The following is an 18845-nucleotide window of genomic DNA, read 5'->3' as shown; positions in this document are numbered from 1 at the left end:
CAGAGCCGTATATCGGCACATACGTATACAGGAAACGGAGGGCGCCCGGCCTGGCGGGGCGCCCTCCGGGCATTCCGGCTAGGGTGGAAAGCCATCGCGTCAAGAACGCGATAAGAACAAGTTTTCGAGGGCGCGCCGGGAAGTCTGGTCGGCACACACCACACGTGTATCCACACGCGTGCATATGTCCGTCCGCCCCAGGAGGCTCCCCGTGGCCGCGCCCATCCGCCGCAAGTTCCTCGGACGTCTGTCGCTGCCCGAGCGGACCTTCGTCACCGACGCCCTGCGCACGGAAACCGTCGGCGGCATCATCCTGCTGGTCGCCGCCATCGCCGCGCTGTTCCTCGCCAACACCCCGCTCAGCGGCCTCTACCAGGACGTCAGAGACTTCTCCTTCGGCCCCGACGCGCTGCATCTGCGGCTGTCGATCGGCTCCTGGGCCGCGGACGGCCTGCTCACCATCTTCTTCTTCGTGGCCGGCATCGAGCTCAAGCGTGAGCTGATCGCGGGCGAACTGCGCGACGCCAAGGCGGCCGCGCTCCCCGTCGTGGCAGCGATATGCGGCATGGCCATGCCCGCCCTCGTCTATGTGGTCGTGGGCGCGGCCGGGGGCGGAAACCTCAGGGGATGGGCGGTGCCCACCGCCACCGATATCGCCTTCGCCCTCGCCGTGCTCGCCGTCATCGGCACCGCCCTGCCCGCCGCCCTGCGCGCGTTTCTGCTCACCCTCGCGGTCGTGGACGACCTCGGCGCGATCCTGATCATCGCGATCTTCTATACGACGCATATCGACTTCGTCGCCCTCGGCCTGGCCTTCGCCGGTCTCGTCGTGTTCTGGACGCTGCACCGCAAGGGCATACGCGGCGCATACATCTATGTCCCGCTGGCCTTCGTCATCTGGGCGCTGATGCATGCGAGCGGGGTGCACGCCACGATCGCCGGCGTCGCCATGGGCCTGATGCTGCGCTGCACCGTGCGCGAGGGCGAGGAACGCTCCCCCGCCGAGCGCATCGAGCATCGGGTGCGCCCGCTGTCGGCCGGACTCGCCGTCCCGCTGTTCGCCCTCTTCGCCGCCGGGGTCCCGGTCTCCGGCGAAGCCATCGGGCAGGTCTTCTCCCGTCCCGAGACGCTCGGCGTCGTCCTCGGCCTCGTCGTGGGCAAGACCATCGGCGTCTTCGGCGGCTCCTGGCTCGCCGCCCGCTTCACCAAGGCGGAGCTGAACGAGGACCTGGCCTGGGCGGATGTGTTCGCGATCGCCTCGCTCGCCGGAATCGGCTTCACCGTCTCCCTGCTCATCGGCGAGCTGGCCTTCCCCGCCGACCCCACACTCGCCGCCGAGGTGAAGGCAGCAGTGCTCATCGGCTCGCTGCTCGCCGCGGTCGTCTCGGGCGTCCTGCTGAAGATGCGTAACAACACCTACCGGAAGCTGTGCGAGGAAGAGGAGCGGGACGAGGACCAGGACGGCATCCCCGATATCTACGAACTCGACAGCCCGGCGTACCACCTTCGGATGGCCGCGATCCACGAGGCCAAGGCCGCCGAGCACCGTCGACTTGCCGAAGTGGCTGCCGCATCCGACTCCGGTGACGATGGTCCGGCATGATCTGAGAGGCTTGACGACCGCGGAGCGGCGCAGAAGACGTGGCAGACGCGCAAGACGAGAGCAAGACGACGAGTAAGACGAACAAGACGACGCGTACGACGGCGCGTAAGACGTGCGAGAGCAGAGGGAGATGGCGATGAGCGCAGCCGACGACGGCGGCAACCGCAGCCTCGGCCAGCTGGTGGCCACGGCGACCACCGAACTGTCCGCGCTGGTGCACGACGAGATCGCGCTGGCCAAGGCCGAATTCCGGGACAGCGCCCGGCGCACCCTGTTCGGCAGCGGCGCGGCCATCGTGGCGGGGGTGCTGCTGCTGTTCTCGCTGCCGGTGCTGAGCTTCGCCCTCGCCTACGGCCTGCGCGCCTGGACCGGCCTCGGCCTCGCCTGGTGCTTCCTGATCGTGGGTGGCATCTATTGGCTGATCGCCGGGATCCTCGGCGGCTTCGCGCTCGCCAAGTTCAAGCGGGTCAAGGCGCCGAAGAAGTCCATGGCCTCGGCCAAGGAGACGGCGTCCGTGCTGGGCAGCGTCAAGCCACACCCGCGCGCCGCGGCCAATGGCGGCCGCCCGGCACGGGATGTGACACGCTCGACCGCATGACGGCCCCTGACACCTCCGCCTCGGTCGTACGGCTCGACGGACCCTGGACCCATCGGGACGTCGCGGCCAACGGCGCGCGCTTCCATATCGCCGAGCTGGGTGACGGCCCGCTGGTCCTGCTGCTGCACGGCTTTCCGCAGTTCTGGTGGGCCTGGCGGCACCAGCTGACCGCCCTGGCCGAGGCCGGCTTCCGGGCGGTGGCGATGGATCTGCGCGGGGTGGGCGGCAGCGACCGTACGCCCCGGGGCTACGACCCGGCCAACCTCGCCCTCGACATCACCGGGGTGGTCCGCTCGCTCGGCGAGCCCGACGCCGCACTCGTCGGCCATGACCTGGGCGGATATCTCGCCTGGACGGCCGCGGTGATGCGGCCGAAGCTGGTCAGGCGGCTCGCGGTGGCCTCCATGCCGCATCCGCGGCGCTGGCGCTCGGCCATGCTGCGGGACGTCAAGCAGAGCGCGGCCAGCTCTTACGTATGGGGCTTCCAGCGGCCCTGGCTGCCCGAGCGGCAGCTGACCGCGGACGACGGGGCGCTGGTGGGGCGGTTGATCCGGGACTGGTCGGGGCCGCGGCTGCCCGAGGACCAGGCCGTGGAGATCTACCGGCGGGCGATGACCATCCCGTCGACGGCACACTGCTCGATCGAGCCGTACCGCTGGATGGTGCGGTCGCTGGCGCGGCCGGACGGTTTCCAGTTCAACCGGCGGATGCGGCGGCCGGTGCAGGTGCCCACGCTGCATCTGCACGGGTCACTCGACCCGGTGATGCGCACCCGCAGCGCGGCGGGTTCCGGGGAGTACGTGGAGGCGCCCTACCGCTGGCGGCTCTTCGACGGCCTCGGGCACTTCCCGCACGAGGAGGATCCGGTCGCCTTCTCCACCGAGCTGATCAACTGGCTCAAGGATCCCGAGCCCGACCGCTGAGGCCACGGATCGCCCGTTCCGCGTACAAGCCGCCGACTCGGTGTCCGCATGCTGTCCGCTGTCGGCACATTGAGCGAACACCTGTTTTTCGAACAGCCACTTGCCTGGAGCATAGGCCAATTGCCGCAGCCAGCGGCGATTACGGACCTTGGGCCCCGGGCAGAGACCCAGGTATGGGCTGGACGCACGACTACCGTGACGCACCAAGCGACCGCGGCTCTGACGCCGCCGCTGCTGCTGCCAATACCGCGCTGAGCGTTTCCGAGCGGGGCGGTCCCGGGCCTTCCGGAGGCCATGACCCCGATATGGGGATCCCGCGCATCATCCGCCGCAGGGCCCGCTGGGTCTCGGCTCGGCTGCGCCATCCACGCGGCCGTCAGTAGCGGCCGTTCACACAGCGCGACATAACACGCACTGTGGCCGCGAGGCTTCTCCCGGCCACAGGGGAACGATCAGCGGGGTCGGCGTTACAGCGCGCAGCCCTTGGTGTCCACCGGGGCCTGTGCCGTACGGCCCTGCTCGGCGTCCTGGCGCACCTCGTCCGCGGTCAGCGCGTACCCGGTGTCCGCGTTGTCGAGGGACTTGGCGAAGACCACGCCGTACACCCGGCCCTGCGGGGTGAGCAGCGGGCCGCCGGAGTTGCCCTGCCGCACGGTCGCGAACAGTGAGTAGACGTCGCGCTGCACATTGCCGTCGTGGTAAATATCCGGGCCCTTGGCCTCGATACGGTCGCGGACGCGGGCCGCGCGCACGTCAAACGCGCCGTTCTCGGGGAATCCGGCGACGATCGCGCCGTCGCCGCTGCGCGCGTCGCCCTCGGCGAACTTCAGCGCGGGCGCGTTCAACGAGGGCACGTCCAGGACGGCGATATCGCGCTTCCAGTCGTAGAGCACGACCCTCGCCTCGTAGAGCCGGCCCTCGCCGCCTATCTGCACGGTCGGGTGGTCGACCCCGCCGACGACATGGGCGTTGGTCATCACCCGATGCCGCGCGAAGACGAAACCGGAGCCCTCCAGGACCTTGCCGCAGCTGGGGGCGGTGCCGACGACCTTGACGATGCTCTGCTTGGCGTCGGTGGCCACCGGGCTCGAGGCGAGCGCCGGGTCCGGCGCCGGTACGGAGGTGATGGGCTCGTTCGAGAAGGGCGAGAAGACCTGCGGGAAGCCGTTCTGCGCGAGCACCGAGCGGAAGTCGGAGAACCAGGTGGTCGCCTCGTCCGGGACCACCCGGGAGACCCCGAACAGCACCTTGGAGTTATTGACCTCCTTGCTCACGGTGGGCAGCGAGGAGCCGGCCAGGTAGTAGCCGATCAGCCAGGCGACCAGAAGCATCGCCATCACGTTGACCAGCGCGCCGCCGGTCGCGTCCAGGGCGCGCGCCGGTGACCAGGTGATGTGACGGCGCAGCTTGTTGCCCAGGTGGGTGGTGGCGGCCTGGCCGACCGAGGCGAACACGATCACCAGCACGACCGCCATGACCGCGCCGAAGGTGCCCGGGGACGCCTGATCGGTGGTGCCGTCCCAGATCACCGGCAGCAGGTAGACCGCGGCGAGGCCACCACCGATGAAGCCGATCACCGACAGAACGCCGACGACGAAGCCCTGGCGGTAACCGACGACCGCGAACCACACGGCGGCGAGCAGCAGCAGGATGTCCAGCACATTCACCGGGACACCGTCTCATGCACGCCAGTCGAGCGGGACGCGGTTGTCACGGTTCCAAGGTCTTTCCCAGCCCGCGTAGTGCAAGATCCGGTCAATCACTCCGGCCGTGAATCCCCAGACCAAAGCCCCTTCGACGAGGAAGCAGGGGCCGGTGTGACCGCTCGGGTGGACGGTGGTCGCCCGATGCGCCGGATCCGTGAGATCCGCCACGGGCACGGTGAAGACCCGGGCCGTCTCGGCGGGGTCGACGGGCCGGATCGGGCTGGGCTTGCGCCACCAGCCGAGCACCGGGGTCACCACGAAGCCGCTCACCGGGATGTAGAGCCGCGGCAGCACCGCGAAGAGCTGCACTCCGGCCGGGTCCAGGCCCGTCTCCTCCTCGGCCTCGCGCAGCGCCGCGCGCACCGGACCGACCCCTTCCGGATCGCCGTCCTCCGGGTCTAGCGCGCCCCCAGGGAAGGACGGCTGGCCCGCATGCGAGCGCAGCGAGCTCGCACGCTCCAGAAGCAGCAGCTCGGGCCCGCGCTCGCCCTCCCCGAACAGCACCAGGACGGCGGAGGGGCGGCCGCCGCCCCGCGCGGGCGGCAGAAACCGGCTCAGCTGCCGGGCCTCCACCGTCTCCGCGGCGCGGGCCACGGGCATCAGCCATTCGGGCAGCCCATCACTGGTCACACCGGCCATACCGCCGTACGTGCTCGTCACTCGGCGGCCTCCACGGGAGCGGCCGATCCGGCCGACCCCAGGGAAGCGGCCGTCTCCAGAGGAGCGGCGGCTTCCAGTGAGGCGGTGGCCCCCAGAGGGGCGGCGGCCCGGCCCGGATAGTCGGTCGGCGGCCGCAGGCGCTGCCCCGGCTGGCCGCCCAGCTCGTACTTCAGCAGCTTCTTCGCCTTGTCCGGATCCGTCTCCCCCTCCCCGTACGACGGGCACAGCGGGGCGATCGGGCAGGCGCCGCAGGCGGGCTTGCGGGCATGGCAGACACGGCGGCCGTGGAAGATGATCCGGTGCGAGAGCATCGTCCACTCGCTCTTCGGGAAGAGCGCGGCGATCTCCGCCTCGACCTTCTCCGGGTCCTCCTGACCGGTCCATTTCCAGCGCCGCACCAGCCGCCCGAAGTGAGTGTCCACGGTCAGTCCCGGCACCCCGAAGGCGTTTCCGAGGACCACATTGGCCGTCTTGCGCCCGACGCCCGGCAGCGTCACCAGGTCCTCCAGGCGGCCGGGCACCTCGCCGTCGAAGCGGTCCCGCAGCGCGGCGGACAGCCCCAGCAGGGACTTCGCCTTGGCCCGAAAGAAGCCCGTCGGCCGGATCAGCTGCTCCAGGCCCTCGGGGTCGGCGGCGGCCATGTCCTCGGGCGTCGGATAGGCGGCGAACAGGGCGGGGGTGGTCTGGTTGACCCGCAGGTCGGTGGTCTGGGCGGACAGGACCGTGGCGACCAGCAGCTGGAAGGGGTTCTCGAAGTCCAGCTCGGGGTGCGCGTACGGATACAGGTCGGCGAGCTCGCGATTGATCCGGCGGGCCCGGCGGACGAGTGCGAGCCGGGATTCGGGGCGGGCGACGGCGGTCTTCCGCGCTCCGGTCACGCCAGCGCCCTTATCGCCTTTGGCACCTTTGTTGTCTTTGGTGGCTTCAGTGGCTTTTGTTCGCTTGATTGTTTTGTGTGGATTTGCCGTTTCCGCCGGCTCGGCCGACTCTTGTTCGCCCACAGCGGAATTACGAGGTGCGCTCACCCGTCCGGCCCCCTTGCCCCGTGCTTTCACCGGCCTATTGGACACCCAGCCAGCCTAAGCCCCGGCACTGACATACGCTCCGACCACAGGAAAGAGCCGCTCAATCGGACCCCTGCCGTACAGTGCCGCAGGCAGGTGCGTCAAACTTGTGATTGATCGCACTGTTTTACCGTCCGGCATCATGGGGACGACGGTCCCCTGTGCATGTCGACAAGGAGAGTCTCGTGGACGACGTTCTGCGGCGCGCCCCGCTTTTCGCGGCGCTCGATGACGAGCAGGCCGCTGAGCTGCGCGCCTCCATGGGAGAGGTGACCCTCGCACGAGGTGACGCCCTCTTCCACGAAGGGGACCCGGGCGACCGCCTGTACGTGGTCACCGAAGGCAAAGTGAAGCTCCACCGCACCTCTCCCGACGGCCGCGAGAACATGCTGGCCGTACTCGGGCCCGGCGAGCTGATCGGCGAGCTGTCGCTCTTCGACCCCGGTCCGCGCACCGCCACCGCCACCGCCCTCACCGAGGTCAAGCTGCTCGGCCTCGGCCACGGCGACCTGCAGCCGTGGCTGAACGCCCGGCCCGAGGTCGCCACGGCGCTGCTGCGCGCGGTCGCCCGGCGCCTGCGCAAGACCAATGACCAGATGTCCGACCTGGTCTTCTCGGATGTCCCCGGGCGTGTCGCCCGCGCGCTCCTCGACCTCTCGCGCCGCTTCGGCGTGCAGTCGGAGGAGGGCATCCACGTCGTCCACGACCTCACACAGGAAGAGCTGGCCCAGCTGGTCGGCGCCTCGCGTGAGACGGTCAACAAGGCGCTCGCCGACTTCGCGGGCCGCGGCTGGCTGCGGCTGGAGGCGCGCGCGGTGATCCTGCTGGACGTCGAGCGGCTCGCCAAGCGGTCCCGCTGACGCGTTACGAGGAGGGCCCTCGCCGGCTGCGATAGCCACGCGGCGGTAGCCGCATATCGATTGCAGTCGGCGAGGGCCCTCCTCGTATTTCCGCGCGTGGCGCGCCAAAAGCCCGGCACCAGGCACCAGGCACCCAGCTTCAGATCAGGCCGTGCTCGCCCAGATACTCCAGCTGGGCGCGGACCGACAGCTCCGCCGCCGGCCACAGCGACCGGTCCACATCCGCGTACACATGCGCCACGACCTCCGAGGGCGTGCGGTAGCCGCTCTCCACGGCCGTCTCCACCTGCGCCAGCCGGTTGGCCCGGTGCGCGAGGTAGTACTCCACCGCGCCGCGTGCGTCGTTCAGCACCGGCCCGTGCCCCGGCAGCACGGTGCTCACCCCGTCGTCCACCGTCAGCGAGCGCAGCCGCCGCAGCGAGTCCAGATAGTCGCCGAGCCGCCCGTCCGGATGCGCCACCACCGTCGTACCGCGCCCCAGCACCGTGTCACCGGTCAGGACCGCGGCGTCCGCCGGAAGGTGGAAGGAGAGCGAGTCGGCGGTGTGGCCGGGCGTGGGCACCACCCGCAGCTCCAGCCCGCCGGTGGTTATGACGTCGCCTGCCCCCAGCCCCTCCTCCCCCAGCCGCAGCGCCGGGTCCAGGGCCCGTACGCGTGTACGCGTCAGCTCGGCGAAGCGCGCCGCGCCCTCCGCGTGGTCCGGGTGGCCGTGGGTGAGCAACGTCAGCGCGACCCGCTTGCCCGCCTGCTCCGCCGTGGCCAGGACGTCCTTGAGGTGGGCGTCGTCGAGCGGGCCCGGGTCGATGACGACGGCCAGGCCGGAGTCCGGCTCGGAGACGATCCAGGTGTTGGTGCCGTCGAGCGTCATCAGGGAGGGGTTCGGCGCCAGGACGCACACCGCCCGGTCGGTGGCCGGGCCGCCGATGGCACCGCCTCTCGGCTGGCCGGGCAAGGATGCCGCGTACGTCATCAGGTCGCTCCCCCCATGGGTCCGGGTCCCGTGGGAATGTGCTTGGTGAACTCGTCATGCCCCGGCCAGCTCAGTACGACCTGGCCCTCCTCCAGCCGCGCCCGCGCCAGTACGGGCGTGAGGTCCCGGTCCGGGGCCGCCGCCAGGACGTCCGCGACCGCGCCGTACGGCTCCAGATCGCGCAGGGTCGCGATGGTCGGCGGCATCATCAGCAACTCGCCCCGGTCATACCCCGCGGCCGCCTCGGCGGGCCGGATCCAGACGGTGTGGTCCGCCTCGGTCGAGGCGTTACGGGTGCGCTGCCCGTGCGGCATGGCGGCCACGAAGAACCAGGTGTCGTAGCGGCGCGGCTCGAACTCCGGGGTGATCCAGCGGGCCCAGCACCCGAGCAGGTCCGAACGGAGCACGAGCCCGCGGCGGTCCAGGAAATCGGCGAACGACAGCTCCCGGGCGACCAGCGCCGCGCGGTCCGCGTCCCACTCCTCGCCCGTCGTATCCGCGACGACCGTATGCGGCGTCGGGCCCGCGAGCAGCACGCCCGCCTCCTCGAAGGTCTCCCGGACCGCCGCGCACACGATGGCCTGGGCCGCCGTCCCGTCGTCGGCCGAGAGGCCCAGCCGCCGCGCCCACTCCCGGCGCGAGGGCCCGGCCCAGGCCACCCCGCGCTCGTCACGCGGGTCCACCGAGCCGCCCGGATACGCGTACGCCCCGGCGGCGAAGGCCATGGAGGTCCGTCTGCGCAGCATGTGCACGGCGGGGCCCTCGGCCCCGTCGCGCAGCAGCAGCACGGTGGCCGCACGGCGCGGGGCCACCGGGGTGAGCTCGCCGGCCGCCAGCCGCCGGATGCGCTCCGGCCAGTCGGGCGGATACCACTGACCATTCGTAGTGGACATGGCCGGATGCTATGCGCTGGCGCGCGGATGTTCGAGGGGCCCGGGGGCGGCGCGCCGCCTCACGGCTCGACGAAGCCGCCTCAGGGCACGACGAAGCCGCTTCAGGGCGCCGTGAAGCCGCCTCAGGACGCGGTGAAACGGAACGCCTGGTTCGCCTCGCCGGTGCAGGTGTTCTGAATCGCCTCGGCGCCCTCCGTACGGGGCGGCAGGATCCCGATGCACAGCCCGCTGTGGACCGGGCGCAGCCGGAAGCCGCCATGGGAGGGCTCCAGCCGGAACTTCATGTTGTCCGCGTTTGTGCAGTCGCGCGGGGCGAGCAGGGCGCCCGACCCCATCGCGTTATTGTCGACGGCCAGGCAGCCGAGGCCCTTGCCCTCACCGGGGTGGTACCACTGGATGCGGTAGACGCCGTCGCCGACCGCGTCCAGGGACACGCGGGGCAGCGGGACGTCGGCGCACGGCATCTGAGCCGCGATCTCCTTCCTCCCGGTCTTGCGTTCCCGGCCCTCGGTGAGGCAGAGGCCGGGGGCCGAGAGGGGATGGATCCGCGTCGGGCCCGCGGCGGGCAGCCGGGGCTTGGAGGCGGCGCCCGTGGCCGTCGGCTCGGGCTTCGACGAGGAAGCGTCGCGGGTCGGCGACGTGGTCGGGGTGTCGTCGGCGACGGGCTTCTTGGTGTCCGGCGTCTCCGAGTTGTCCGAGGTATCCGGGGTCTTCGATGTGTCCGAGATATCCGAAGGCGCGTCGGCGTCCTTGGACGACCCGCCGCCTGACGAACTGGAGCCGGCTCCTGACCGGGCGTCGGGGTCGCCGCCGTCGGAGCCGGAGAACGGCCCGTAAGCCAGCAGCAGCACCCCGATGGCGGCGGCAAGACCGACCGCGAGCGTGGGCAGATACCGCCTTCTCCACGCCGAGCCGGACTCGGGCTTCTCGGGTCCCGGGCCGGGCCCCTCGCCGGAGGCAAGCACCTCGGTCACCTCGGCCGGAGGGCCGATCTCGTGGCTCCGCTCGTTCGGGTCGGGCGGCGTAGGGCCGCCGGGCCGGGTCTCGGCGGTGTGGGCGGGTACGGGTCCGGGTGCGGGCGTTGGCGCGTGCCCGGCTGTGGCGTCGGTGGCGTCGGCTGCGTCGGGTTCCGGCGCGGCCTCAGAGAGGGCTACGGAGGCACCGTCGGAGGCGGGCGCGGAGGAGGCGGCGGGCTCGTCCGGGGCCGAGGCGGCCCCGGGACCGGCTATGGACAGCCGCCGACGGGCCGCCAGCCATACGGCCACCGTCTCCTCGTCCCCGCCACACGCCCGTACGAACGCGCCGAGAAGCTGCTCCCGGGGCAGGTCGTCCCGGCTGAGCGCGCCCGAGATGGTGGCGCGCGGCAGCACGTCCCCGGCGGCCTCCGCGTTCCGCTCCAGCTGGCGGTAGCTCAGATCGGCCCAGCTGCGCAACTGCCGCATCGCGACAACGAACTCGGCCGCAGTACGTGCCGCCTTCGGGTCAGGCCCCGTCTCCATGACCGCTCCTATGCGTTCAGGCTGTCCAAGCAGCCTAATGCGCATACGAGTTGGCCAGGGCATGTCTACGGACGACGTGTTCACGGTGAGGCGCTTCCCCTCGTCTCAGGATCCGGTATGGCGGTAGGCGACGACCTGCGAGGACGGGGCCCGACCGACCGCGGCCGCTCTGTCATCACGACCTCCTTCATGGGCCTCGCGATGGGCCCATGAAGGAGCGTTTTCTGTGCCGTGCCGTCCGGCAAGGTCTCCTGGCGTCCCGGACAGTCCGGGACTGTCCCACCTGGTCAGAGGCGCGCCCTGGACCGCTCAGCCCGCCCGGCGGCCTCCGGTGCAGGCGTCGGAGGGCGGATGTCAGTGGCGGGTGTCACCCTGACTGCATATGGACCTACGCGGGTCGGAAATCCGACGGAGAAGGAAAGCGGCCGCCAAGGGGACCGGTCGGGAAGGGAAGCGCCATGATCACCACTGACTATGTGCCCGGCTCCCCGTGCTGGGTCGACCTCGGGGCGCCCGATGTCGCCGCCGCGGCCCGCTTCTACGGCTCGGTCTTCGGCTGGCAGCTCGACCCGCCGGAGCTGGCGGCCGACGGATACGGCGTCTTCCGACTGGACGGAAAGAGCGTCGGCGGTCTGGGCCGGCTCACCCAGGAGGGGGCCCGTTCGGCCTGGATGATCTACTTCCAGACGCCCGATGCCGAGGCCACGACCGCGGCGGTCGAGCGGACCGGCGGCTCCATACGGGTCGCTCCGTTCGCCCAGGACGGCGAAGGCCGGATGGCGCAGCTGACCGATCCGCAGGGCGGCCAGTTCGCCGTCTGGCAGCCGGGGACGATGCGGGGCCTGGAGGCGGTGGACGTGCCGGGCTCCCTCTGCTGGATCGAGCTGTACACGACGGACGCGGCCGCCGCGAAGGAGTTCTACGGCTCCCTCTTCGGCTGGCAGACCCAGGACATGCCGCTGCCGGGCGACGGCGGGGCGTACACGCTGATCGCCCCGGCCGACCTGGGCCCCGAGCGCGCGCAGGGCGGCATCATGGGGCTCCCGGCGGACCATCTGGCGCTCACCGGCGGTCGGCCGTACTGGCACCCGGTGTTCGCGGTCGCGGACTGCGACGCCACCGTCGCCAAGGTCACCGCGGGCGGCGGCAGCGTGCAGATGGGCCCGGTGGACATGCCGGACGTGGGGCGGCTGGCCGTCTGCCTCGATCCGTCCAGCGCGGACTTCGTGGTGCTCGCCCCGGCGCCCGGCTGAGCCCGCGAAAACCGCACGCGAGGCCGCGTACGAAGCCGCGTACGAGAGCGGCCCACGAACGAGCCCATACCGACCGCCCACGACGACCGCACGGGCCTACCGCCCACGACGACTGCACGGGCCTACCGAGCATGCCCACTGTCCGGGCGGGCGGACCCGCTTCGGGCCCTGTCCGGACCTAGTCCGCGACCTCGACCTGGATCTCGACCTCGACCGGCGCGTCCAGCGGCAGCACCGCCACGCCCACGGCGCTGCGGGCGTGCACCCCCGCCTCGCCCAGCGCCTCGCCGAGCAGCTCGCTCGCGCCGTTGACGACGCCCGGCTGCCCGGTGAAGTCCGGGGCCGAGGCGACGAAGCCCACGACCTTCACGACCCGTACGACCTTGTCCAGGTCGCCGATGGCCGACTTGACCGCGGCCAGGGCGTTCAGCGCGCAGATCCGCGCCAGCTCCTTGGCCTCTTCCGGCGTCACCTCGGCGCCGACCTTGCCGGTCACGCCGAGCTTGCCGTCGACCATGGGCAGCTGGCCCGAGGTGTACACATACGCCCCGGAGCGGAGCGAGGGCACGTACGAGGCGAGCGGAGCCGCGACCTCCGGCAGGGTCAGGCCCAGCTCGGCGAGCTTGTCCTCGACCGCGCTCATGCGGCCTTCTCCCGCTTGAGATAGGCCACCAGCTGCTCGGGGTTGTTCGGCCCCGGCACGACCTGGACGAGCTCCCAGCCGTCCTCGCCCCAGGTGTCCAGGATCTGCTTTGTGGCGTGTACGAGCAGCGGCACGGTCGCGTATTCCCACTTGGTCATAGAGGCGACTGTAATGCCTGTCTGCCGGGGCCTGGTGCGTAGCCCGGACGACGACTGGTTAGGCTCCCCAGTGTGAGCAGGCTCCATGTCGTCAGTGGCAAGGGCGGAACCGGCAAGACCACGGTCGCCGCGGCACTCGCGCTGGCCCTCGCGGCCGACGGCAGGCGAACCCTGCTGGTCGAGGTCGAAGGCCGCCAGGGCATCGCACAACTCTTCGAGACCGAGGCGCTGCCCTACGAGGAGCGGAAGATCGCGAGCGCGCCGGGCGGCGGTGAGGTGCACGCGCTCGCCATCGACCCCGAGTTCGCGCTCCTCGACTACCTCCACATGTTCTACAAGCTGGGTTCGGCCGGACGGGCGCTGAAGAAGCTCGGCGCGATCGACTTCGCGACCACCATCGCCCCCGGGCTGCGGGACGTCCTGCTGACCGGCAAGGCGTGCGAGGCGGTGCGCCGTAAGGGCAAGGACGGCCGCTTCGTCTACGACTACGTCGTGATGGACGCGCCGCCGACCGGCCGGATCACCCGCTTTCTGAACGTCAACCACGAGGTGGCGGGGCTGGCCAGGACCGGCCCGATACACAATCAGGCGCAGGCCGTGATGCGCGTGCTGAAGTCCCCCGAAACGGCGGTCCATATGGTCACGCTGCTGGAGGAGATGCCGGTCCAGGAGACCGCGGACGGCATCGGGGAGCTGCGCGCCGACGGCCTGCCGACCGGTGCGGTCATCATCAACATGGTGCGGCCCGCGATCCTCGACCACGTGTCCGTCGACGCCGCCGCCAACGGCCGGCGCGCCGCCGTCGCCAAGGCTCTGTCCCAGGCGGGTCTTGGCGGTGCGCGCCGCGGTGGGCTCGCCGAGCGGCTGGTGGACCCGCTGCTGGAGCAGGCCCGCGAGCACGCGGAGCGGGTCGCCCTGGAACGGGCGCAGCGGGCGGAGCTGACGGGCCTGGAGCTGCCCCTGTACGAGCTGGAGCTGCTCACCGACGGCGTCGACCTGGCCGGCCTGTACCGGCTCGCTACGGATCTGCGTAAGCAGTGGCCGATGTGAGCCGCACGGGCGACCGCTGCGACACGAGCGGCGCGACACGAGCGACGCAATCCACACCATCAGCGCAATCGGCATGAACGGTACGAACGGGCGGTACGCGCCGTATGCGCCGTACGCAGGAGGCGGCAGAAGCATGGACATGGCACCGCGGCTGGACACCGACGCACTGCTGGCCGACCCCGAGACCCGCATCGTCGTGTGCTGCGGCTCCGGCGGCGTCGGCAAGACCACGACGGCCGCGGCCCTGGGCGTACGGGCCGCGGAGCAGGGCCGTAAGGCCGTCGTCCTCACCATCGACCCGGCCCGCAGGCTCGCGCAGTCGATGGGCATCGACGCGCTGGACAACGTGCCGCGCCGGGTCGAGGGCATCGACGGCGCGGCGGGCGGCGAGCTGCACGCCATGATGCTGGACATGAAGCGGACCTTCGACGAGTTCGTCGAGGCGCACGCCGACCCCGAGCGCGCCCGCGCGATCCTGGCTAACCCGTTCTACCAGTCACTTTCGGCCGGTTTCGCGGGCACGCAGGAGTACATGGCCATGGAGAAGCTGGGCCAGCTGCGGGCCCGCGACGAATGGGACCTGATCATCGTCGACACGCCGCCCAGCCGGTCGGCGCTGGACTTCCTGGACGCGCCCAAGCGCCTCGGCTCCTTCCTGGACGGGAAGTTCATCAAAATCCTGATGGCACCGGCGAAGGTCGGTGGCAGGGCGGGGATGAAGTTCCTGAACGTGGGCGTGTCGATGATGACCGGCACGGTCAGCAAGGTCCTGGGTGGGCAGCTGATGCGCGACGTACAGACCTTCGCGGCCGCCATGGACACGATGTTCGGCGGCTTCCGCACCCGCGCCGAGGCCACCTACCGGCTGCTGCAGGCGCCGGGTACGGCCTTCCTGGTGGTGGCGGCCCCGGAGCGGGACGCACTGCGCGAGGCGGCGTACTTCGTGGAGCGGCTGGCCGCGGACCGGATGCCGCTGGCGGGGCTGGTGCTGAACCGGGTGCACGGGAGCGGTGCCGTGCAACTCTCGGCGGAGCGGGCGCTGGCGGCCGCGGAGACGCTGTCCCTGGGCCTGGCGGAGCCATCGGGCGCTACGAACCCTGCGGGCGCGTCGAACCCAGTACGGTCAGCCGACACAACGGGCTCAGCCGACCCAGCGGGCTCGACAGACCTGGCAGACCCGGCCGACCCGGCGGGCGGGGCAGATGAGGTGAGCGAAGCCGAAGGCACGACCCTCACCGTCAACAGCCCAGAAAATCTTGCCGAAGACGGCATTGTCGACCCCGGTTCAGGGCATGCTCAAGAGCAGAACGCCTCAGCGGCGGACGACTCCTCGGCATCTGATCCCGACGGCTCCCCCACGTCGGCAGAGCGGCTGACCGTGGGGCTGCTCCGGCTGCACGCGGAGCGTATGCAGGTGCTCGCCCGAGAGCAGCGCACACACCATCGCTTCACGACACTGCACCCCGAGGTTCCCGTGGCGGAAGTGGCCGCGCTCCCCGGCGACGTACATGACCTCGCGGGGTTGCGAGCGATCGGCGAGCGCCTGGCGGAGCAGCCGGAGCGGCAGCCCGAGAGCGCGGCGGGCTAGCCGCGCGAGGGCATCACGGCACCCCGAACTCACGCGTGTGCACGTGACCGGCGACCGCCTGGGTCGTGACGTGGTGATGAGAGAAACGAAACGTCACACCGCCAGGTTGGATTGCCCTGACGGCCCAAGCGGTCCGAAAACGCAAGGACACAAGCGTCCCAACGCCCGCACGCTCTGAGGCCCTTGACCGACCGCTGACCGCCGACCGCCGGAACGTCAGCCGTCGAACCCGTCGAACATCGGCCGTCGGCCGCCCGAACGCCGACCGCCCGCTACCCGACGGCGGCGAAGCGCTCGTATTCCTCGTCGTCGAGCGGCAGGATGCCCGCCCCGCGCTCGTACTCGAGGCGCGCGGTCTCCAGCAGCCGGCGCCAAGAGGTGACCATGGGGCGGCGGCGCAGCAGCGCCCTCCGCTCACGCTCGGTCATGCCACCCCATACGCCGAACTCGACGCGGTTGTCCAACGCGTCGGCAAGGCACTCGGTGCGCACCGGACACCCGGTGCAGACCGCTTTGGCCCTGTTCTGTGCCGCGCCTTGAACAAATAGTTCATCTGGATCAGTCGTGCGACAGGCGGCCTGCGCACTCCAGTCGGTTACCCAGCCCATGCTGGCGCCGTCCTCTCCCGATTCGGAGCTCCCCCACGGCGACAAACGGCATATTCACCGTCGCCAGTTGAGGACGTTACGGAAGGCGGACAGGGTGCAACACCCCCTGCAGGCCCAATCTTGGATGGCCCGAACGGACTATGGGTACGCGGCAGATCACCCAACGGAGTGAGCTGACGACATGCGCGACTTACCGCATAGATAGGGGCAGTTCACCCACTCCAAAAGGGGCGGGATATGGCACAAGCTGACAAATAGGGCAGGTCTCATCACTCACTTGAGTGAGAGGGGTGATGGTGCTCAATCGCACCGAAGTGACTGGCGTGAATCAGCGTATGCGAACAGGTGGTCCCCTGTCCGGCGATTCGGCACGTAGGCTGCCCCCATGGGTAACAAGCGTTCGGGCGGAGGTCTGTCCCCCGCTCAGCAGGCCGCGAAGTTCCTCGGCGTCAGCGTGCTCGCGGGAGCGGTGCTGGCCGGGCTCGCGCTGCCCGCCGTCGGCGCGATCGGGCTCGCGGCCAAGGGAACGGTCGAGCAATTCGACGAAATTCCGGCCAATCTCAAGAGGCCGCCGCTCAGCGAGCGGACCACCATCCTGGACGCCAAGGGCGGCGAGATCGCGAAGGTCTACTCGCGCGACCGCACCATCGTGGACCTCAAGGACATCTCCCCGTACATGCAGCAGGCGATCATCGCGATCGAGGACGCACGCTTCTACGAGCACGGGGCGATCGACCCCAAGGGTGTGCTGCGCGCGCTCAACAACAACGCGCAGGACGGCGGCGTCTCCCAGGGCGCCTCCACGCTCACCCAGCAGTATGTGAAGAACGTCTTCGTGGAGGAGGCGTTCAACGACGAGAAGGCGGTCGCCGAGGCCCAGAAGAAGTCCATAGGCCGCAAGATCAAGGAGCTGAAGTACGCGATCCAGGTCGAGAAGGAGCTGGGCAAGAAGGGGATCCTGCAGAACTACCTCAACATCACCTTCTTCGGCCAGCAGGCCTACGGCGTCGAGGCGGCTTCCCAGCGCTACTTCAGCAAGCACGCCAAGGATCTGAAACTGGAGGAGGCCGCGCTGCTGGCCGGTCTCGTCCAGTCGCCCAGCACCTATGACCCGGTCAGCAACGCGGAGGTGGCCAAGGCCCGCCGCAACACCGTGCTGCAGCGCATGGCGGACGTGAAGGACATCACCCAGGCCCAGGCCGACGCGGCGAAGAAGAAGCCTCTCGGGCTCAAGGTCAGCTCGCCCAAGAACGGCTGCATCACGGCCGTGAGCGGCGCCGGGTTCTTCTGTGACTACGTCCGCGAGGTCTTCCTCAACGACCCGGTCTTCGGCAAGACCCGCGAAGAGCGCTCGCAGCGCTGGACCCGGGGCGGTCTGACGATCCGTACGACCCTGGACCCGAAGGCCCAGGAGTCGGTCCAGAACTCGATCAAGACCCATGTCTACAAGGACGACCCGGTCGCCACCGCCGTCACGCTCGTCCAGCCCGGCACCGGCAAGGTGGTCGCCATGGGCCAGTCCAGGCCGTACGGCTTCGGGGCCAACGACCTGACGATCAACCTGTCCGCGGACAAGGCCATGGGCGGCTCGAACTACGGCTTCCAGGTCGGCTCCACATTCAAGCCGATCACCGCCGCGGCCGCCCTCGAGCAGGGCAAGAAGCCGTACCAGCGCTACTCGTCCCCGTACGAGATGGACTACCCGAGCCCGGTCTCCACCTGCAACGGCTCCTGGTCCAACAACGAGGGCGCGTCCCTCACGAACGAGGACCCCAAGGAGAAGGGCCCGTACGGTCTGAGGGAAGCGCTCGCGAAGTCGATCAACACCTACTTCGTGCAGATGATCAGTGACATCGGCGTCTGCCCGGTCACCGAGTTGGCCGGCAAGATGGGCGTGCACCGCGCCGACGGCAAGAAGCTCAACCAGGTGCCCGCCATCACCCTCGGCACGGACGGCTTCTCGCCGCTGACGATGGCCAACGCGTACGCGACCTTCGCCAACCGCGGCGTCTACTGCACCCCGGTGTTCATCGAGTCGATCACCGGCCCGGGCGGGAAGGCCCTGGAGGTCCCCAAGTCCTCGTGCACCCGCGCCATGTCGGAGAAGACCGCCGACACCATGAACACCCTGCTGCGCGGCGTGGTCGAGGACGGCACCGGCCAGAAGGCGGGTCTGGAGAACCGCCCGAGCGCCGGTAAGACGGGTACGACGGACGAGCGCAAGGCCGCCTGGTTCGTCGGCTACACCCCGAACCTCGCCGGCGCGGTCTGGGTCGGCGGCTCCGGCTCCAAGGGCGTCAAGATGGAGCAGATCCGGATCGGCGGCGTCTTCCACGACAAGGTCTACGGCGCGGACACCCCCGGCCCCATCTGGAAGGACGCCATGACCGGCGCCCTGGAGGGCAAGCCGGCGGAGGACTTCGTCAACGTGCCGATCAAGGACCCGAATGAGAAGCCCCGCGACAACGACAAGGACCACGGCGACAAGCCGGGCCGCGACAACGGCGGGAACAACGGTGGCGACAGCCCGTGGCCGGACATCACCCTCCCGCCGGACGTGATCGGCGGAGACGACGGCTTTCCCGGCGGCAACCGGGGCGGAACCGGCAACGGCGGAAACGGGAACGGGAACAGCAACGGTTGGAACTTCCCGTAGCGCGTGGCTGAGCGCCGAGGAGTGATCGGCGCGGCAGCACAAGGCCGAGACGGCCCCGACAGCTGAAGACAAGGAAGCGGGGCCGCGCACAGGGCGCGGCCGCCGGGGGAGGG

Annotated in this window: 18 protein-coding genes; 9 read left to right on the top strand and 9 right to left on the bottom strand. The window is 70.4% G+C overall.

Annotated features, from left to right (window positions below; genetic code table 11):
• The first annotated feature begins 211 nt into the window (after window positions 1-211).
• The 4 genes from nhaA to ACWDSL_RS20790 all read left to right on the top strand — a co-directional run bounded on the left by nhaA (window position 212) and on the right by ACWDSL_RS20790 (window position 3507).
• A complete protein-coding gene (gene nhaA / locus ACWDSL_RS20805; RefSeq protein ID WP_450487416.1) occupies window positions 212-1603 on the top strand; it encodes a Na+/H+ antiporter NhaA in 1392 nt (463 codons plus the stop codon).
• A gap of 136 nt (window positions 1604-1739) precedes the next feature.
• Window positions 1740-2201 (top strand): phage holin family protein, encoded by a 462-nt coding sequence (locus ACWDSL_RS20800; RefSeq protein ID WP_450487414.1) that lies wholly within the window; start codon window positions 1740-1742, stop codon window positions 2199-2201.
• Window positions 2198-3124, top strand: a complete 927-nt coding sequence (locus ACWDSL_RS20795) for an alpha/beta fold hydrolase (RefSeq protein ID WP_450487412.1) — start codon at window positions 2198-2200, stop codon at window positions 3122-3124. Before ACWDSL_RS20800 ends, ACWDSL_RS20795 begins: the two co-directional genes overlap by 4 nt.
• A gap of 173 nt (window positions 3125-3297) precedes the next feature.
• Complete coding sequence (locus tag ACWDSL_RS20790; RefSeq protein WP_450487410.1) at window positions 3298-3507, top strand: hypothetical protein; 210 nt, start codon at window positions 3298-3300, stop codon at window positions 3505-3507.
• 84 nt (window positions 3508-3591) lie between these two features.
• On the opposite strand, the gene ACWDSL_RS20785 is transcribed toward ACWDSL_RS20790, so the two are convergent.
• From ACWDSL_RS20785 to nth, 3 genes are read right to left on the bottom strand one after another with little or no spacing between them, the layout of a single operon-like run.
• The gene (locus tag ACWDSL_RS20785; RefSeq protein ID WP_450487408.1) at window positions 3592-4791 is read right to left on the bottom strand and encodes a MarP family serine protease; all 1200 of its coding nucleotides are present in this window, start codon (window positions 4789-4791) and stop codon (window positions 3592-3594) included.
• A gap of 12 nt (window positions 4792-4803) precedes the next feature.
• A complete protein-coding gene (locus ACWDSL_RS20780; protein WP_450487455.1) occupies window positions 4804-5469 on the bottom strand; it encodes an NUDIX hydrolase in 666 nt (221 codons plus the stop codon).
• A gap of 17 nt (window positions 5470-5486) precedes the next feature.
• The gene (nth, locus tag ACWDSL_RS20775) at window positions 5487-6491 is read right to left on the bottom strand and encodes an endonuclease III (RefSeq protein ID WP_450487406.1); all 1005 of its coding nucleotides are present in this window, start codon (window positions 6489-6491) and stop codon (window positions 5487-5489) included.
• A 248-nt stretch (window positions 6492-6739) separates the two neighbouring features.
• On the opposite strand from nth, the gene ACWDSL_RS20770 reads away from it, so the two are divergent.
• Window positions 6740-7414, top strand: a complete 675-nt coding sequence (locus tag ACWDSL_RS20770) for a Crp/Fnr family transcriptional regulator (protein WP_003981529.1) — start codon at window positions 6740-6742, stop codon at window positions 7412-7414.
• Window positions 7415-7553: 139 nt separating this feature from the next.
• On the opposite strand, the gene ACWDSL_RS20765 is transcribed toward ACWDSL_RS20770, so the two are convergent.
• The 3 genes from ACWDSL_RS20765 to ACWDSL_RS20755 form a co-directional block, all read right to left on the bottom strand.
• Window positions 7554-8384 (bottom strand): MBL fold metallo-hydrolase, encoded by an 831-nt coding sequence (locus ACWDSL_RS20765; RefSeq protein ID WP_450487404.1) that lies wholly within the window; start codon window positions 8382-8384, stop codon window positions 7554-7556.
• A complete protein-coding gene (locus ACWDSL_RS20760; protein ID WP_450487402.1) occupies window positions 8384-9277 on the bottom strand; it encodes an NUDIX hydrolase in 894 nt (297 codons plus the stop codon). Before ACWDSL_RS20760 ends, ACWDSL_RS20765 begins: the two co-directional genes overlap by 1 nt.
• A gap of 122 nt (window positions 9278-9399) precedes the next feature.
• Window positions 9400-10776, bottom strand: a complete 1377-nt coding sequence (locus ACWDSL_RS20755; RefSeq protein ID WP_450487400.1) for a hypothetical protein — start codon at window positions 10774-10776, stop codon at window positions 9400-9402.
• A gap of 458 nt (window positions 10777-11234) precedes the next feature.
• Here ACWDSL_RS20755 and ACWDSL_RS20750 point away from each other — a divergent pair, with 458 nt between their 5' ends.
• Entirely contained in the window at window positions 11235-12029 is a 795-nt protein-coding gene (locus tag ACWDSL_RS20750; RefSeq protein ID WP_450487398.1) for a VOC family protein, read from the top strand.
• Window positions 12030-12207: 178 nt separating this feature from the next.
• Here ACWDSL_RS20750 and ACWDSL_RS20745 read toward each other — a convergent pair whose 3' ends face one another.
• Both ACWDSL_RS20745 and ACWDSL_RS20740 read right to left on the bottom strand, forming a co-directional pair.
• Window positions 12208-12672, bottom strand: coding sequence for a RidA family protein (locus ACWDSL_RS20745; RefSeq protein WP_385626767.1), 465 nt, complete (start codon window positions 12670-12672; stop codon window positions 12208-12210).
• Entirely contained in the window at window positions 12669-12830 is a 162-nt protein-coding gene (locus ACWDSL_RS20740) for a DUF4177 domain-containing protein (RefSeq protein ID WP_014178397.1), read from the bottom strand. Before ACWDSL_RS20740 ends, ACWDSL_RS20745 begins: the two co-directional genes overlap by 4 nt.
• A 72-nt stretch (window positions 12831-12902) precedes the next feature.
• Between ACWDSL_RS20740 and ACWDSL_RS20735 the strand changes: the two genes are divergently transcribed.
• Both ACWDSL_RS20735 and ACWDSL_RS20730 read left to right on the top strand, forming a co-directional pair.
• Complete coding sequence (locus ACWDSL_RS20735) at window positions 12903-13880, top strand: ArsA family ATPase (protein WP_450487396.1); 978 nt, start codon at window positions 12903-12905, stop codon at window positions 13878-13880.
• Window positions 13881-14013: 133 nt separating this feature from the next.
• Window positions 14014-15468, top strand: a complete 1455-nt coding sequence (locus ACWDSL_RS20730) for an ArsA family ATPase (RefSeq protein WP_450487394.1) — start codon at window positions 14014-14016, stop codon at window positions 15466-15468.
• A 272-nt stretch (window positions 15469-15740) separates the two neighbouring features.
• Here ACWDSL_RS20730 and ACWDSL_RS20725 read toward each other — a convergent pair whose 3' ends face one another.
• Entirely contained in the window at window positions 15741-16076 is a 336-nt protein-coding gene (locus ACWDSL_RS20725) for a WhiB family transcriptional regulator (RefSeq protein WP_089512787.1), read from the bottom strand.
• A gap of 385 nt (window positions 16077-16461) precedes the next feature.
• Here ACWDSL_RS20725 and ACWDSL_RS20720 point away from each other — a divergent pair, with 385 nt between their 5' ends.
• The gene (locus ACWDSL_RS20720; protein WP_450487392.1) at window positions 16462-18732 is read left to right on the top strand and encodes a transglycosylase domain-containing protein; all 2271 of its coding nucleotides are present in this window, start codon (window positions 16462-16464) and stop codon (window positions 18730-18732) included.
• Window positions 18733-18845: the final 113 nt, after the last annotated feature.

Source organism: Streptomyces sp. NPDC000941, assembly GCF_053599555.1.
This window is presented reverse-complemented; position numbering and strand designations above follow the sequence as displayed.

Excerpts from the sequence above, each read along its gene's own strand:
- ACWDSL_RS20760 (WP_450487402.1), bottom strand. The coding sequence starts at position 9,277 with ATGTCCACTACGAATGGTCAGTGGTATCCGCCCGACTGGCCGGAGCGC.
- ACWDSL_RS20795 (WP_450487412.1), top strand. The coding sequence starts at position 2,198 with ATGACGGCCCCTGACACCTCCGCCTCGGTCGTACGGCTCGACGGACCC.
- ACWDSL_RS20725 (WP_089512787.1), bottom strand. The coding sequence starts at position 16,076 with ATGGGCTGGGTAACCGACTGGAGTGCGCAGGCCGCCTGTCGCACGACT.
- ACWDSL_RS20745 (WP_385626767.1), bottom strand. The coding sequence starts at position 12,672 with ATGAGCGCGGTCGAGGACAAGCTCGCCGAGCTGGGCCTGACCCTGCCG.
- ACWDSL_RS20755 (WP_450487400.1), bottom strand. The coding sequence starts at position 10,776 with ATGGAGACGGGGCCTGACCCGAAGGCGGCACGTACTGCGGCCGAGTTC.
- ACWDSL_RS20765 (WP_450487404.1), bottom strand. The coding sequence starts at position 8,384 with ATGACGTACGCGGCATCCTTGCCCGGCCAGCCGAGAGGCGGTGCCATC.
- ACWDSL_RS20740 (WP_014178397.1), bottom strand. The coding sequence starts at position 12,830 with ATGACCAAGTGGGAATACGCGACCGTGCCGCTGCTCGTACACGCCACA.
- ACWDSL_RS20730 (WP_450487394.1), top strand. The coding sequence starts at position 14,014 with ATGGACATGGCACCGCGGCTGGACACCGACGCACTGCTGGCCGACCCC.
- ACWDSL_RS20750 (WP_450487398.1), top strand. The coding sequence starts at position 11,235 with ATGATCACCACTGACTATGTGCCCGGCTCCCCGTGCTGGGTCGACCTC.
- ACWDSL_RS20720 (WP_450487392.1), top strand. The coding sequence starts at position 16,462 with ATGGGTAACAAGCGTTCGGGCGGAGGTCTGTCCCCCGCTCAGCAGGCC.
- ACWDSL_RS20800 (WP_450487414.1), top strand. The coding sequence starts at position 1,740 with ATGAGCGCAGCCGACGACGGCGGCAACCGCAGCCTCGGCCAGCTGGTG.
- ACWDSL_RS20780 (WP_450487455.1), bottom strand. The coding sequence starts at position 5,469 with ATGGCCGGTGTGACCAGTGATGGGCTGCCCGAATGGCTGATGCCCGTG.
- ACWDSL_RS20790 (WP_450487410.1), top strand. The coding sequence starts at position 3,298 with ATGGGCTGGACGCACGACTACCGTGACGCACCAAGCGACCGCGGCTCT.